Below are 15,083 nucleotides of genomic sequence, written 5' to 3' on the forward strand. Positions count from 1 at the left end.
TGATTTTTCGGTTTTTTGAATTCTTCTCAATTCTCGGATTGAATCGCGTTTTTGATCCTCTTGAGTATATCGGTTGTTACATAAGGTTTTTGCAATACGTCTATGACGCCGGACTTCAAAAGCGCGGTTTTGTTGTTCGGTTCTATAAATCCGCTCGAAAGAATCGCCCGGATCGAAGGGTTGATCTTTTTCATTTCATAAAACATTTGATCGCCCTCTAAGCCGGGAAGCCCCACGTCCGAAAGAACAAGATCGATCTCTTGAAACTTTTGTCGATATAACTTTACAGCTTCCCATCCGTTATCCGCGTTCAAAACCCTGTATCCTTCCTTTTCTAAGATGCAAGTAAAAACTTCCTTCAACATCTCTTCGTCTTCTACAAAAAAAATCGTCCCGCTGGCTCTTTTTTCTATCTCTTCGATCTTCTTTTCCGGAAGCTCGTTTTCTATTTCTTGAGACTGCGCAGGAAGATAAACTCGAAAGGTGGTTCCGCTTCCGATTGCGCTTTCAACTTCTATAAAACCGCGATGTCTTTCTAAAATTCCGTAAGTGGTAGCGAGTCCGAGTCCTGTTCCTTTACCTGGTTCCTTTGTAGTAAAGAACGGCTCAAAAATCCTGGACTTCGTAAGCGGATCCATTCCCGCTCCCGTATCGGAAACCGTAAGTTCGATATAAACCTCGGCCTCCGCGTTTTCAAAACGGGTTTTCAACTCTTCTCCGAAAACGGCCTTTGTTCCCAAACTGATCTTTCCTCCGTTCGGCTCCAACGCGTCTCGCGCGTTCACACAAAGATTCAGAAGTACTTGATGAATTTGACTTTGATCCGCCAAAATCGAAGGGAGTTCGTTTCCTACGGACAAGTCGATTTCAATCAATTTAGAAAAAGTCTCCTCCATTAGATTGACCATTTCGTAAACGATCGAGTTCATCTGAACCAATTTAAGAGTCATATCACCTTTGCGGGCGATCGTCAAAAGCTGTTCCACAAGATTGGCGCCCCTTCGGATCGTTTTCGAAATTGCGTCCGCACTTTTGAACTTTTTTTTCGGATCCGCAAAATCATCTTCTAAAATGGAAAGATTACAAGCCATGATTCCGAGTAGATTGTTGAAATCGTGCGCAATTCCTCCGGCTAAGGTTCCAAGACTTTCGAGATTTTGGGTTTGAAAAAGCTGCTGTTCCAACTGTCTTCTTTTGGTGATGTCCGCTATCACACCCGCAGTTCCAACCACATTACCGTCTCTTAATATTGGTCTCGTAGAAATCTGAACCCAAACGAAGGACCCTTTTTTGAGTTTCATCCTGCATTCACAGACGTCCTTATTTCCGATCAATGCGGAAGCCATGAGTTTCTTAAAATATTCCCGGTCTTCCTCCACGATCATTTCTTTAAGGACAACTCCTTGAATACTTGCTGAAGAATATCCGGTTAGAGATTGTATGATCGGACTGATATAAGTGACCTGACATAAAACGTTCGTTGAAAAGATTACGTCGTTTATATTTTCTACTAATTCTTTGTATTTCTGCTGGGATTCTTGAAGCGCTTCTTCAGCTTTTTTCCTTTCAGTAATCACGGTTCCGGAGGCGATTAAGTATTGAATATTGCCGAACTCGTCTCTTAGGGGTTGAATCACAAAATCGATTTGTATGAATTCTTCATCTCCCACCCGAATTTCGACGTCGTATCGAAGGGACTCGCCTAACGCCGCACGAGCGATCGAATCTCTCAGTTGTTTACGGCTGTTCTCGGAGAAGGACCACCAGTAAGTCTGATCGAAAGGTTTTCCTAAAACCTCTTCGAATTTGATTCCCGCAACGGAAAGCGGAGCTTTGTTCACTTCGATTAATATTCCGTCAGGCTGGATCAATCCGATAAACATATCCGGAACCAGACCGTCGATGATATTCCGCAGATGTTTCTGGCTTTTCTTTTGAGCGCTTTCGATTTGTTTGAATTGGGTGATATCTCTTGCCACCCAAAAAACGGAATTTTCGGTGCGTGGTGAAACCATTGCTTCGAACCAAATCAAGTCGTCTTCGATCTGAATGTCGTATTCTATCTTTTGAGTTTCGCCGGTTTCAAGCGTTCTGCGAATCGTAAGCTCCGCAAGATCCGCCTTATCTGCGTTAAAGAAATCTCGAACCCGATTTCCGATTAAATCCTGAGGAGAAGCCGTAATAAATTTCGCTTTTGTAGGGGCGATTTTCAGATAACGTCCATCCTTATCCAGAACCATAATGATATCGGTCATCGCCGAAAACAGAGCGCGAAGTTCCAACTCCGAGTCTCTTAACGCTTGTTCGGCGGTCTTTTGTTCGGTGATGTCTTGAGCCATCACCATCCCGTATTCGATGTTACCGTCGGTGTCTTCGATCGGCGCGTGTTCGATCCTAAAAATTCTTTCCAAATAAGGAATTTCAACGGTTGTAGATCTGCCTTCCAAGGCTGCGGCGTAAAGAGGTTCGCTTACATCGGCGATCTCTTTCGAAAAAATTTGCCGAAGTGTTTTGCCCTGCGCAAATTCAGGTGTGAGATTGACTCCGTAAACTCCGCTTCCTTCAAAAATGATAAAGCGGAAGTCTCGATCAAATACGGCGACTCCTCCGTTCGGAAATTGTTTTGCAACTTGTCTGTAAAGATATTCTCTTTGAGATGGATCGGTATCCTCGGATGAAATTGCAGTTTTTTCCAACATTCTTATACCATAGCTCCTACACCCGATTGAAAAATCCAGGATCCACCAAAACGAGTCAATCTATAAGACGAAAGAAGCAGAATCGAAACGCTGATTCATTCTAAATAAAGGGAATTGAGTTTAGAGAGAATGGACCGAGGTGTTTTTCAGAAACGTTTCAGTTTCCATTCGCTCTTCGAATCTAGGAAAGAATTTCACAATGTGGCTTATTCTTTACATACTTTGCTCTAAAATGAATTAAATTCAAAGTCTCGAAGGGCATGGCGATTCCGAAATGGAATCCGGGGATAGGACGGATTTAAAGATCAATCCTCCCTCCATCCCCACAAATAAAAAACGAACGTTTACAATGATATTCATCTTATAGAATATTCTATTTTTATAAACTAATCCTGAATTTCGAATTCAATCGGCCACGAGAAATTTCAAACCCAGAACGGAAAGAATCAACGTGGAAAGAAAAAATCCTCTCCAAAAATCGATCGGCTCTCCATGAAGAAAAATCCCGACGAGGACGGTTCCCACGGCGCCTAAACCCGTCCAAACCGCGTATCCCGTTCCCAGAGGAATCGTCTGAATCGACTTATTTAAAAATACCAAGCTCAAAATCGCGGAGAGCCCAAAACCGACAGTCCAAACAGGTTTAGAAAAGTTTTCGGAAAGTTTCAAACAAGTAGTAAAGCCGATTTCAAACGCGGAAGCGACGATCAGATAAATCCATGCCATAATTCCACTTTTTAAAGGGAAACAAGGATTACAAGCCAACGTCCGAATAGGCACGAATTCGGACGATGGAAATAATTCTTATATGTAACATTTTTAGATACATTTAAATTTAAACATGTCTAATTAATACGATCACACTCGGATAAAAAAGCAAAGGAGAATGTCATTGATAGAATTATTCACGGCCTCGACGCCAAACGGAAGAAAGGTTTCCATCCTATTAGAAGAATTAGGAATTCCTTATACGGTTTATCCCGTCGATTTCGGAAAACTGGAACAAAAGGAAGAATGGTATTTAAAAATCAACCCGAACGGAAGAATCCCGGCCATCATAGATAAGGACAACGGCGATTTCACAGTATTTGAATCCGGTGCCATCCTTCTGTATCTCGCCGAAAAAACCGGTAAACTCTTACCAAAGGATCTAAAAGAAAAAAGTGTCGTCATACAATGGTTGATGTTTCAGATGAGCGGACTCGGCCCGATGCAAGGTCAAGCGGGGGTCTTTTTAAAATACGCTCCCGAAAAAATCCCTTTCGCGATTTCCAGATATCAAAATGAAACCAAACGTATCTATTCGGTTCTAAACCGCAGACTGGGAGAAACAAAGTATATCGGCGGAAACGGATTCTCCATCGCCGATATCGCGACCTGGCCCTGGATCAACGTCCACGAATGGGTTGAAATCTCTTTAGACGGATTTCCGAATCTAAAACGTTGGGAAGAAGAATTGGCGAAACGACCCGCTTTTATAAAAGGGAAGGATATTCCCAATAAAGTAGAATATAAAACGGACGAAGAGAAAATCAAAAAGAAAGGTCAATCTATATTAGTAAAGTAGATTTTTATAATATTGTTACAAATTTCAGTTTTCTTCCGGACCGCGATTCGCGATCGGCAAAGAGACAAAAAAGGTAGTTCCGTTCTCCGAAGTTTCAAATGAGATCTTTCCGTTATGATCTTCTATGATTCTCCTGCAAATATCAAGCCCCAGTCCCGTGCCGGCTCCGGAAGGTTTTGTCGTGAAAAAGGGCTCGAAGATACGATCACGAATCGAATCTTCAATTCCACCTCCGCTATCCGAGATCGATACGATCCAGCTCGATGGCGTTTCTTTGCAGCTAATTTTTATCCTTCCTGCATAATTCATCGCATAAAGCGCGTTACCGATGATGTTCGTCCATACTTGAGTAAGAGCCTCCGCATTTCCCCACACGATCGAAGTTTCGGGCATGTCTCGCACGATTTCCACTTCGGTTTTATATTTGGAATAGTAAAGTGTAAGAACCGTCTCTAGTTGTTTACGAATGTCCACCGGACTCATCGCGGTTCCGGAACGATCCCTGTATGCGTATTCTTTCAGCGCTTGAATCACGAGAGAAGCTTTTTCGGCGGCCTTTTCGATCGTAAAACTCGCTCTTGCCAGACTCGAAAGCGAAAGTGCGTTTTGCGCGATCAAAAGAAGATTCTCCACCTTGTTTAATCCTTCGGAAATTTTTACGACGTCTTCTGGAGAAAGACCCAAGTCGGTAAGAATATCCGCGATACGCATTCCTTCCGTAAATCCTTGTTCGCTTAACAAAACGGAGATTTTTTTCCTTTTATTTCTCTCCTCTTTCGTATCATAAAATTCTCTAGGTGAAATCCCCTTGGCGAATAACGTTTCCCAGATCGATTTTTGAGATTCCGTAAAACCGGAATAGTCCCTCAATAAACCTTCCCAAGAATCGTATAACACTGAGCGGATTCCTTCATTGGAGGAAACTATCGCGCCGAGAGGAGTGTTCAACTCGTGTGCAATCCCGGCGACAAGTTGTCCGAGGACCGCCATCTTTTCGGAACGAATGAGTTGTTTTTGGGCGTTCCTAAGTTCTTCCATAGCATTGACGACTTGTTCATTCTTCGAAGTAAGGTACCGATTCACGGTTCTTAATTCTTCCGTACGTTTTGCGACGATTTGTTCCAGGTCTTCGTTGATCGAACGAATTCGTTGACCGGTTTCCGTCATCTCGCTCACGAGTAGACTTTGTCTAACACTCGCAATCACGACGACGATCGTAGTCCCCGTCCATGCCACGATTCTCACACCTTCCGGAAGACCGGGAAGTGTTCCCGCTAACACGATGGTAATCGAACTCGCAACTACTTCAAACAACGGTAATAGACGAAGAGCGGCTTCGTATCTTCTTTCCCAAACCGGACTTTCATTGAACCTGGGAAACCAAGTCAATGAACCGTAACCCATTACAAGAGCAGAAACTGAAAAACCGGCGTTGAGCAAAGTTCCATCCGGCGGAATATCGGATATAAAAAGCGCGTTCCAAACCAACCAACTAAAACCGGTTCCCCACATCCCTAATAAAAACAAAAACCAGTATCGATCCGGCTGAAGACGAAGAAGTGGAATCAAAAGAATCCCGAGCGCGGCCGCCGTTAAAAAGGAAACCGGATGATTGATTAGAGGAAGAAGTTGTGAAACGCCGACCCCTTCTCTCTGCGGAAGATACAAAGCAAGCGAAAGTGTAAGAATCGCCGTCGTCAAACCGAGTGCGTCAAGAATCACCGCGCGGGCACGCCTCTTATCACATTCGATAACTATAATATAGTAACCAGCTACAAAACAAGGAGCGACCAACGGAAAAAGATAATCGCTCGGAGTAGGAGTAACATAGTAATTCAAATAAACTTGAATCGCCCAGGAAAGTTGACCGAGAGCGTTTGCGGTAAGTCCGAGTGCAAACCAAAACCGAAAACGGTGAATCCCGCCTTCTGCCGAGAGATAACCGATCCAAGCAAGCGCCGCCGCACAAAGATAAGAAATCGTCCAATGAACATTGTCGATGAGCCTATCCGTGTTTCGCTCTTCGTAGTAATAGTTTCCCAAAAAAGAAACGAATACCAAGATGTTACTGATCCAAAATATCCAAATTCCGGCCTTGGGTATCGAGGGTCGAGAATGACTTTGTTGAATTGTCATCAATGGCTCACAAACAAACGACAAACATTATAGACGTTAATCGTTCTTTCCGTCGATCCCTTTTCTCATAGAGAGGACTCTCAAAACCGAATTCTAAAAAAATAATTCCTAAAATTGGATTAAAACAGAGTTCGTTTGTTTTTTTCGAACAGATGCGGGACGCCGTTTACGGAAACGGGCAGATATTTGCCTCTCACCCAGCGGAATGTGCTTACTGAAGTGTTCCAGATCCAAGGCATCCAGGCAAAACCATCCTCATCCTGACGAAGAAGCCGATTTAAAACTAAAGAAATAGGAGTTCCCGACGTGAAAATGAAATTTCTTTCCTTATCTGAGGGAGAAAACCAAACATTAGAAGATTTGAATACTCTTTCCTCAAAACGTTTATATGTTTCGATTCCATCCGGAGTTTCTTTTCCATCTCTCCAAACTCTGAGAATTTCTTCAGTTAATTTGAAAAACAAAGCCGCGGATCGAATCCCGCCCTTCTGCCTGACTTTGGCGAATTGTACGAGAGTTTTTTCGAATTCAGGTTTTTTCGACGCGATCAACTTAGAATAAGAACCCCAGAGTTCCGGGGCGAATTCGTTCCAACCCGCGTCTCTTTGGATAAAGGAATCCACTGAGAATTCTTTCTGTTCTCCGACTACGGACCGAACACCTTCTAAAAAAAAATCCCCCGTTTCCAAATGTCTACGCATCGTCCCGGTTATGATCCGATCCGGAATTTCTCCGTTAGTCGCCATGTATTTTCCGAGTTCGAAGGCTTGTTTTTTACCGCGGGGAGTGAGAAGATCGTAATCCGATCCTTGGGAATTTGCCTGACCGTGGCGGACTAGATAAACGACGGACATGAATTCTTACTCAACTTTCCGTATTAAATCTAGGATTGGTGACTTCCACCTTTTCTCTCACCGTTTCCTTGACGTGACTCCAATATTCCGCATTTTCAATGGATAATTTCTCCTTGCGGATTTTATCGCGAAGCTCCAAATTCCAGGTGTTTGCGAGATTTTTCTTTTCGTCGAGAGTTTTGGGGATTGAAGGGTTCTGTTTTAGAAGTTTGGAAAGTCTATCAAGCTCCTTGTCGAGCAATTCTTCTCCGGAACGGATCTCGCGGGAAATCACTCCCAGCATATTCCAACTTACTAATGTTTTATACGATAAAAGATCCTTGTCTTTGAACTGAGGAAGAACCTCCTTCATTAGAAAATCTTGAATTGCTTCCAAAAGATCCGTTGAACTTGGTTTATCTTGCATTTTCTATGATCCTCATCGCTTCATATTCCATCTCGCAGGCTCTTCTTCCGATCGCCGCGAGTTCTATCCCTTTGTCCTTACCGGAAAGATGTCTTTCGGCTTGGCCGATACAACCGATCGCCCAACGAAGATTTCCCATCACTTCCCAATAGGTAATCATCGCAGGATCCAAAGTCACACCCGAGGCTTTCTCATAGGCTTCGTAGAACGAAGAACGATCCGCAAATCCGCCGGCTTCCTGATTCAACTTTCCGAATCTCCAATCTCTCATACAAAGCCAAGTCAGGTCTTCGTGACGGTCGCCCCAGTGAGCGAACTCCCAATCCACGATTCCTTGCAGTCCCTCCGGAGTGACCATAAAGTTTCCGGTTCTAAAATCTCCGTGAATCAAAACTACGTCGTCCGAAGGTTTTGCTTTTTTCTCCAACCAGTTGAGAATCATTTCCATCGCGGGATAACTTTCCTTCATTCTCTCCAATTCCAATCGAAGAGAATGAATCGATCCGGTCGCGACGACCTTATCCTTTGGATCCTGTCCCATCCAAAGAGTCTTTTTCAAATTCTCATCCTTGCAGTTTTCAGGTTTTATGGAATGAATTTTTGCTAGATTCTCGGCCAGATCGACAGCGAGTTGTTTTCGAATTTTGTTAAGCGAAGCGTCTTTTACGATATATCTTCCGGTGGCTTTTCCGGAAATTTTTTGCATAAAATAAAAAGGGCTTCCTGTAACGGAACGATCCGTTTCTAACCAGAACGGACGGGGAGTTTTTACTCCCGCCTTGTAGGCGAGATCGCAGACTCCGAATTCGTCTTCTCGGCTCAAAGAAGCCAGTAAGGCGGCGCCTTTGTCGGTCCTGAATACGGTTTCGTAGTCTCCCTTTTCCGGGCCGTCCAAAACCTTGAGTTCCGCCAAAAAGTTTTCCTGGCAGGCGCCTCCGCTCAGAGAAATCATCGCGTGAATTTCCGTTTTCCCCTTGAGTCGTCCGGAAAGATATCCTTCCAAAACATTCTTTAATTCTGTATCGTTCATAGTTTAGTAGATTCTAATATTCTAAAAATCGTGTTTCCCGCTCACCAAATTTCTTCCGATCACCATCTTGTGAACCTCGCTCGGTCCGTCCGCGATCCTCGCCGCTCTTGCGTCTCTGTAAAACAATTCCAATTTCATATCTCTTCCGTAACCGTGGGATCCGCAGATTTGAATCGCACGATCGATCACCTTGCAGAGAGTTTCGGAAACACTCCACTTTGCCATAGAAATAATTTGTCTCGCGTCTTCTCCGGCTCGGAGAGTATGAGCCGCCTTGAGAGTGAGCATATATCCCGATTCTATTTCGAGCGCGGATTCCGCGAACATCCATTGAATTCCCTGATGATCCGCGATTCTTTGTCCGAAAACCTGTCTTTTGAGCGCGTATTCTCTCGCGATCTCCATCGATCGTCTTGCAAGCCCGATCCATCGCATACAGTGCGTTAGACGAGCGGGCCCCAGACGTTCTTGAGACCATTTAAATCCTTCTCCCACTCTTCCGAGAATTGAAGATTCGGGAACTCGGACGTTTTCAAATTTTAATTCGCAGTGACCGCCCGGACCGTGAGAACCCATCACTCCGATTTCTCTTACCATCGTATAACCGGGAGCATCCGTCGGAACGAGAAACATTGTGGTCCTTCTAAAAGAATCCGCCACCTTGGACATCACGATCAGGAACGCGGCCCCGTTCGCGCCCGTGCAATACCACTTGTGCCCGTTGATGACGTATTCGTTTCCGTCTTTGACCGCGTTTGTAAAAAGAGTTTGAGGATCGGCTCCCGCGCCCGGAGGGGGTTCGGTCATCGCGAATGCGGAACGAATCTTTCCTTGTGTTAACGGATAATAGTATTTTTCTTTTTGTTCTTTATTGGCGGCTATATGCAGAAGATGCATGTTCCCTTCGTCGGGAGCGTCGCAGTTGCAAAGATAAGGTGCGATCGGAGATCGTCCAAGTTCGGAGAATATGATAGCGGTTCCCACCATGTCCAAACCAAGACCACCTTCGGATTTAGGAAGGTGTGGGGTCCAGAGTCCGAGTTCTTTTACTTTTTTTCGCAACTCTTCCGTGACTTTTTCGGGCATTCTTCCATGATCGTAATCGTAATGATCCTCTGCGGGAATCGCGTAGTTTTCTACGAAATCGCGAATTCTCTTTTTGACCTCTTCCACTTCCGTCGGTATTGTAAAATCCATTCTTCCTCCCTTAGAAATCGGCGACCTACATATTTATATGTTCACACTCATCAACATATCGCAATCCTTTTAGGATTCCAAAAATTTTACAACTTCTTTTAGAGTGTCTACGATCAAGGTTTTATCAACAGAGTAATAGATTTCCTTTCCTTCTTTTCTAGAGGAAACAAGATTCAAAAGTTTCATCTTGTTCAGATGATGAGAAATCGTGGTTCTTGAAATATCGAATTCCTTCGCGATATCGCCTGCTTTCACTTCCCTATGACAAGAAAGAATTTTGGCGATCTTTAGTTTTACCGGATCCGATATCGCGGACATTAACTGCAACGTCGCCTCGGTCTCAAAAGGAAATTTCTTTTTTTTCTTCATTCTCACTTCTTAATAAAAATCTGTTCCGTATAGCGTTCTACTACGGATTCAATTTGTATTTTCCGATTCGATCATTATGAAGACTGCCTAAATAGAGAAAACCATTTTTATATTTTGCGGAAGTAATCGCCTTTAGATGTTTTCCGGACGGTTCCTGAAAACTCCGCAGGGGAGTTCCATTTTCATCCAAAAGAAGAACGAATCCGTACGGTTGCGCCTTAGGCCAGAGAAACTTTGGAAGTTTTGCTATAAAGGATTTGAGCCAGGGACGCGGATGAAGAATCGAATCCAATAAAAAATTCCGAACCGTAAAGAGTGCGAGATAGAAAGTTCCATTTCCGTCCGCGGAGATATTGTCCGGAAATCCGGGGAGATTCTCGATAAAAATATCGCTCTTACCCGCTTTGGGCCCCTTGAGCCAATAACGCAAAATTCTATAACGATAAGTTTCATTGATCAAAACAAAATCCTCGTTTTGAGAGAGCGCAATCCCATTAGCAAAGTATAATTCTTTTAACAAAACGTCGGTCTTCCCAGTGACTGGATCGTATCTCAAAAGTCTGCCGTTCGGCCTGGCTTCCATCAAGTCGTAGAGATATTCCTGACTTCCGTATTTATCTGAAGCGTCCGAAAAATAAACGGTTCCGTCCTTAGCGACGTCGAGATCGTCCGTAAACCGAAACGGAATTCCTTCTGCTCCCGTACTGAGAACTCGAACTTCACCCTTAACTCCGATCTCCAAAAGACCCTTGTCTGCATCCGCAACAATCAAACGGCCGTCCGAAAGGAGTTTACTACCCAAGGGTCGCCCACCGGTTGCCGCGTGTGCTTTCACAACCCCATCGGGAGAAATGTGTATGATCTTTCCGAATTCGCAAGAGGCGTAAACATTTCCTAGATCGTCCACTTCCATATCTTCAGGGCCTTGCAATTTTCCCGAGGCGATCAGTTCGGAATCAGCTAACAATGAATTGGGGGCAAAAACACCTTCCATCGCAGGAGGAGCAGGTGGGACGTAGGAGACCGGATCGATCGGAGAAGGTTTGAGAGTATAAAATCCGATTCCGAACAAAATGAGAATTGAAAAAAAGGCGAGAATCCGAATCCGGTTCATGCTTCCTCCGTGGGTAGCCCTAAAGAAATAATCGAGATCCACGAAAGGTCAAGATGAATTTCTACTATTATAATTTTCATCTCATCTTATGATTTGCTTCAAAATTTTGGAGAATTAAAAATAAGAACCCGACGTTTCCGAAGTACAAATATAGCCATAGATTTTGATTGATTCTGGTTCAATCACGGATGAAGCTGGTGTAGGCCTCTCGAAAAAATTTCAAATCGTACGCAGATTGGAATTTATCTTAAATTATAAATAAGGTCACCCAAGAACTATGAAAATATCCGAATCGATGGTCCATAAACTGGGCGTTGAATACAAAGAATCCGACATTATCTTCGAAGAGAACCAGGAAGCGGAAGTGATGTATCTGATCGTGAAAGGAAAAGTAGGCATTCACAAAAAAGTAAAGGAAGCTTATAAACTCCTCGTAGAATTAAAAGAGGGGGATATGTTCGGCGAAATGGCACTGATCGACAAAACCCCTCGGAGCGCGAGAGCGGTCGCAAGAACTGACGTTTCTCTTATCGCGATCAACGAAGGAGCCTTTTTTAATCTAATACAAACCAATCCAGGTTTTTCCATGAAGATCGTGAAAATTCTTTCTTCGCGATTGAGAGAAACCAACAAAACCATAGCGTCCTTATTAAAGGCCGATAAGAAGAATTTAGTAACCTCTGCGCTTATCAATTTTTCTCAGACACACGGAGAACAGGACGGAGCTTCGTATCGAATTCATCTCAATCACTTTATGAAATGGGCTATATTAAGAGTAGGCCTCGAGCACCAAGACTTGGTACATTCCATCAGTCTATTGGTAAAAGACAAGATGGTGGAACAACGAAAAGAAGATCCTTCTACTTTGATTATCCGCGAAGCCCTTTTTAAATATACGGTGGATGCTTGAACCGAAATCAATCCTCAGTTGTGAAAGAAACCAAAAGAAAACGACTCTTTTACTTAGACAATCTTCGATCCTTTGCCCTTTTGCTCGGACTTGTGTTTCATGTAGCGATCGTCTACGCGGCCGAAATTAAATATCCGCTCCGAAACGAAGAACGATCCGAAATTTTCGACGTATTCGGAGAATGGGTTCACATTTTTAGAATGCCTTTGTTTTTCTTTTTATCGGGATATTTTACCGAGGTCATCTTCCGATCCAAAACTCTCAAAGAATTTTCAAAGATGAGGATCTTTCGGATTTTTATTCCGACTCTGATCGGAATCCTGCTTTTTGCCCCGATGCAATCTTTCGTCTCCCTTTTACAAGCGGGAGAGAATCATTCTTACGTTGATTTTTATTTTAGAATATTCTTAAATGGAAATATTCGCCCATCCCACCTGTGGTTTCTTTACTTCTTGATTCTTTTTACGATCCTCCACATTTTCATAAGAAGAATTACACTTCCACTCGCGGCTCTTCTTAAAAAGGAACCGAATCAAAAGACATTCATTCAAGAATTCAAAACCTTCTCGATCTTTACTTTGATCAGCGTCGTAGGAACTTGCACGATCAATCTTTTTTACATGAAGGACGATTCCTGGTATGCGATCGAACCCGTGAACTTCGTTTACAACTATACTTTTTTTCTTTGCGGAAGCCTTCTCGTTTCGAAGGAATTTCTTTTGCTGGAACCTCAATCCGATAAATTTTGGATCTGGGGAAGCCTAGCGGCATTGAGCTTCTGGGGTTTTTACGAGATCAGCAGAATCGATCCATTTTGGTCCTACTTCGGTTATACGGGAAATTGGAGAAGAGTTCTTCATATCTTTCTGAAATGCGCGGCTGGCTGGCTTATGATTCGGTTTTTGATAGGAACTTTTCAAAGGTTCTTCGACTTTAAGAACAAATACACTGAATACATGAGAACGGCGAGTCTTCCGATCTATCTCGTCCATCACCCGGTTTCTCTGCTTTCAGGTTTTTACGTGGTTCACAGCTCTTTTGGAATTGTCGAAAAATTCCTTCTTCATCTTGCTTTGGTCCTAACCATTACATTAGCATTCTATCATTTTCTAATACGTCCTTTTCGATGGGTGAACGTCGTTCTTGGAAACCAAATTCCAGCGCAAAAAAAACAATACTCCGGAGTGTCGAATGAACTCAAAACCTAAAAAATCATATCTAAAACCGAAAGCATTCTTGCTGATTCCGATTTTTCTGTTTCTCGTTTGTTGCGAGAGCGGAAATTCTTCCCTGATATCGTCGCCGGCCAATCGGAAAAAGAATGGAACCGCTTCGGTAAGGTTCAGCATCCATCCTTACAAGGGCACCGTAGTAAAAACGGGAGAAGAAATTCTTCCGTTTAAGGTTTTGGAGACGGATAAAAACATAGCTCTCGTAGAAATGGAAGTTCCGGTTTACAACGACGAAAAGGGAATCGAGTTAAAACTTTCCTCTCCCGGTTTTCAAAATTCATCACATTACGCTAAGAGCGCCGCGGACTTAAACGAGAAGTTGATCGCTTTGGATAAGGAAGGTGTGACTCATCGTTTTACGGCACGTTTAAAAACGGGAATACAACCCAAGAGCGTTCGTTTTATCGACAACACAAGACTAGCGATTCCTCTTTTGGAAGACGAAGGAATGGACGTGCTCGACATCAAAACGGGAGAAACCGTTCGACTCGCACCTCCGGAAAAATACAAAAAGAAGCTCGGGTTTGTGGAGACGATTTCCATCCCCGAACACAACGAACTCTGGGTGAGCCAGATGCAGGCGAACGCAGTGCACGTCTTCGATTTAAAAACTCTCGCGTATAAAGCGACAGTCGATCTAACCGGAAAGTGGTCCAAAATTCTACTCTATGACTCGACGAGAGATCTTGTGTATTGTTCGAATTGGATCAGCGAAGACATTTCAGTGATCGATAGAAAAACAAAAACCGAAATTCGAAAGACGGAGAAGATCGGACTTCCGAGAGGGCTTCTTCTTTCCAAAGACGGAAAGGAATTGTATATTGCTCAATTCTCCGCGAGCAATCAGGAATCGAGCGGCGGAAGATTGGGAATCTATTCCATGGAAAAGGAAAAACTCATCGATACGATCGGCCCACCCGGCAACAAAAGGCATATCGTTCCCGGTCCTGTCGAAAATAAAATCTACGTTTCCGATATGTGCTGTAGTAAGGTCGAAGTTTACGATCTAAAAGAAAAAAAAGTTCAGAAGTCGATACAAGTATTCGATAAACCGAATACGATTGCGCTTTCTCCGGATGGAAAGTATCTATATGTTTCTTGCCGGGGTCCGAACAATCCGACAGAAGGTTATCTCAAAAAAGGACACGTCCTTGGAAGAGTCTATGTCATAGACACCACGACCGATACGGTGAAAGAATTTTGGGAAGCCGGAAATCAGCCGACCGGTCTCGACGTTTCACCAGACAATCGTTATCTTGTAATTTCGGACTTCTTAGACAATCAGATCCGAGTTTATCGAAGGGACGGTTTTTAGATTGAAAATGAAGAACGTTTTTTCATAAAAAACTGTTGCTTTTGAGAACTCAGTTAAAAACATGTCTCTTACCGGGCCTGTAGCTCAGCTGGTTAGAGCACACGCTTGATAAGCGTGGGGTCATGTGTTCAAATCACATCAGGCCCATCCGGTATTTGATAAGGGGCTTTAGCTCAGCTGGGAGAGCATCTGATTTGCATTCAGAAGGTCGTCGGTTCGATCCCGACAAGCTCCATACCGAATTTTCCTCCAAA

The 15,083-nt window shown here is 43.5% G+C and carries 13 protein-coding genes and 2 tRNA genes; 6 read left to right on the top strand and 9 right to left on the bottom strand.

What is annotated here, in order from left to right:
* Positions 1-26: 26 nt before the first annotated feature.
* Positions 27-2,699 carry a hybrid sensor histidine kinase/response regulator gene (locus JWG45_RS01540; protein WP_205278027.1) on the bottom strand — a complete coding sequence of 891 codons (2,673 nt, stop codon included), beginning with the start codon at positions 2,697-2,699 and terminating at the stop codon, positions 27-29.
* Between the two features lie 405 nt (positions 2,700-3,104).
* Positions 3,105-3,425 (bottom strand): DMT family transporter, encoded by a 321-nt coding sequence (locus tag JWG45_RS01545; RefSeq protein ID WP_205278028.1) that lies wholly within the window; start codon positions 3,423-3,425, stop codon positions 3,105-3,107.
* Between the two features lie 166 nt (positions 3,426-3,591).
* On the opposite strand from JWG45_RS01545, the gene JWG45_RS01550 reads away from it, so the two are divergent.
* Positions 3,592-4,266, top strand: coding sequence for a glutathione S-transferase family protein (locus JWG45_RS01550; RefSeq protein ID WP_205278098.1), 675 nt, complete (start codon positions 3,592-3,594; stop codon positions 4,264-4,266).
* A gap of 24 nt (positions 4,267-4,290) precedes the next feature.
* On the opposite strand, the gene JWG45_RS01555 is transcribed toward JWG45_RS01550, so the two are convergent.
* The 7 genes from JWG45_RS01555 to JWG45_RS01585 form a co-directional block, all read right to left on the bottom strand.
* Positions 4,291-6,402, bottom strand: a complete 2,112-nt coding sequence (locus JWG45_RS01555; RefSeq protein ID WP_205278029.1) for an ATP-binding protein — start codon at positions 6,400-6,402, stop codon at positions 4,291-4,293.
* 119 nt (positions 6,403-6,521) lie between these two features.
* Entirely contained in the window at positions 6,522-7,256 is a 735-nt protein-coding gene (locus tag JWG45_RS01560; RefSeq protein WP_205278030.1) for a histidine phosphatase family protein, read from the bottom strand.
* 10 nt (positions 7,257-7,266) lie between these two features.
* Positions 7,267-7,662 (bottom strand): DUF6285 domain-containing protein, encoded by a 396-nt coding sequence (locus JWG45_RS01565; protein ID WP_205278031.1) that lies wholly within the window; start codon positions 7,660-7,662, stop codon positions 7,267-7,269.
* Positions 7,652-8,692 carry a phosphotransferase family protein gene (locus JWG45_RS01570; protein WP_205278032.1) on the bottom strand — a complete coding sequence of 347 codons (1,041 nt, stop codon included), beginning with the start codon at positions 8,690-8,692 and terminating at the stop codon, positions 7,652-7,654. Before JWG45_RS01570 ends, JWG45_RS01565 begins: the two co-directional genes overlap by 11 nt.
* A gap of 21 nt (positions 8,693-8,713) precedes the next feature.
* On the bottom strand, positions 8,714-9,889 hold the full coding sequence (locus JWG45_RS01575) for an acyl-CoA dehydrogenase family protein (RefSeq protein ID WP_205278033.1): 1,176 nt from the start codon (positions 9,887-9,889) through the stop codon (positions 8,714-8,716).
* A 69-nt stretch (positions 9,890-9,958) separates the two neighbouring features.
* Positions 9,959-10,258, bottom strand: coding sequence for an ArsR/SmtB family transcription factor (locus JWG45_RS01580; protein ID WP_205278034.1), 300 nt, complete (start codon positions 10,256-10,258; stop codon positions 9,959-9,961).
* A 40-nt stretch (positions 10,259-10,298) separates the two neighbouring features.
* Positions 10,299-11,372, bottom strand: a complete 1,074-nt coding sequence (locus JWG45_RS01585; RefSeq protein WP_205278035.1) for an SMP-30/gluconolactonase/LRE family protein — start codon at positions 11,370-11,372, stop codon at positions 10,299-10,301.
* A 295-nt stretch (positions 11,373-11,667) separates the two neighbouring features.
* Here JWG45_RS01585 and JWG45_RS01590 point away from each other — a divergent pair, with 295 nt between their 5' ends.
* The 5 genes from JWG45_RS01590 to JWG45_RS01610 all read left to right on the top strand — a co-directional run bounded on the left by JWG45_RS01590 (position 11,668) and on the right by JWG45_RS01610 (position 15,064).
* The gene (locus tag JWG45_RS01590; RefSeq protein ID WP_205278099.1) at positions 11,668-12,282 is read left to right on the top strand and encodes a Crp/Fnr family transcriptional regulator; all 615 of its coding nucleotides are present in this window, start codon (positions 11,668-11,670) and stop codon (positions 12,280-12,282) included.
* A 20-nt stretch (positions 12,283-12,302) separates the two neighbouring features.
* A complete protein-coding gene (locus JWG45_RS01595; RefSeq protein ID WP_408611585.1) occupies positions 12,303-13,490 on the top strand; it encodes an acyltransferase family protein in 1,188 nt (395 codons plus the stop codon).
* Positions 13,474-14,829, top strand: coding sequence for a YncE family protein (locus JWG45_RS01600; RefSeq protein WP_205278037.1), 1,356 nt, complete (start codon positions 13,474-13,476; stop codon positions 14,827-14,829). The genes JWG45_RS01595 and JWG45_RS01600 overlap by 17 nt, the downstream gene beginning before the upstream one ends.
* 73 nt (positions 14,830-14,902) lie before the next feature.
* Positions 14,903-14,976 (top strand) — tRNA-Ile (locus tag JWG45_RS01605).
* Positions 14,977-14,991: 15 nt separating this feature from the next.
* Positions 14,992-15,064, top strand: a tRNA-Ala gene (locus JWG45_RS01610).
* Positions 15,065-15,083: the final 19 nt, after the last annotated feature.

The organism is Leptospira ainlahdjerensis (genome assembly GCF_016919175.1).
GTDB classification, from domain to species: domain Bacteria; phylum Spirochaetota; class Leptospiria; order Leptospirales; family Leptospiraceae; genus Leptospira; species Leptospira ainlahdjerensis.

Coding starts and splice junctions, on each gene's coding strand:
- JWG45_RS01540 (WP_205278027.1), bottom strand. CDS start 2,699: ATGTTGGAAAAAACTGCAATTTCATCCGAGGATACCGATCCATCTCAA.
- JWG45_RS01545 (WP_205278028.1), bottom strand. CDS start 3,425: ATGGCATGGATTTATCTGATCGTCGCTTCCGCGTTTGAAATCGGCTTT.
- JWG45_RS01555 (WP_205278029.1), bottom strand. CDS start 6,402: ATGACAATTCAACAAAGTCATTCTCGACCCTCGATACCCAAGGCCGGA.
- JWG45_RS01560 (WP_205278030.1), bottom strand. CDS start 7,256: ATGTCCGTCGTTTATCTAGTCCGCCACGGTCAGGCAAATTCCCAAGGA.
- JWG45_RS01565 (WP_205278031.1), bottom strand. CDS start 7,662: ATGCAAGATAAACCAAGTTCAACGGATCTTTTGGAAGCAATTCAAGAT.
- JWG45_RS01570 (WP_205278032.1), bottom strand. CDS start 8,692: ATGAACGATACAGAATTAAAGAATGTTTTGGAAGGATATCTTTCCGGA.
- JWG45_RS01575 (WP_205278033.1), bottom strand. CDS start 9,889: ATGGATTTTACAATACCGACGGAAGTGGAAGAGGTCAAAAAGAGAATT.
- JWG45_RS01580 (WP_205278034.1), bottom strand. CDS start 10,258: ATGAAGAAAAAAAAGAAATTTCCTTTTGAGACCGAGGCGACGTTGCAG.
- JWG45_RS01585 (WP_205278035.1), bottom strand. CDS start 11,372: ATGAACCGGATTCGGATTCTCGCCTTTTTTTCAATTCTCATTTTGTTC.
- JWG45_RS01590 (WP_205278099.1), top strand. CDS start 11,668: ATGGTCCATAAACTGGGCGTTGAATACAAAGAATCCGACATTATCTTC.
- JWG45_RS01600 (WP_205278037.1), top strand. CDS start 13,474: ATGAACTCAAAACCTAAAAAATCATATCTAAAACCGAAAGCATTCTTG.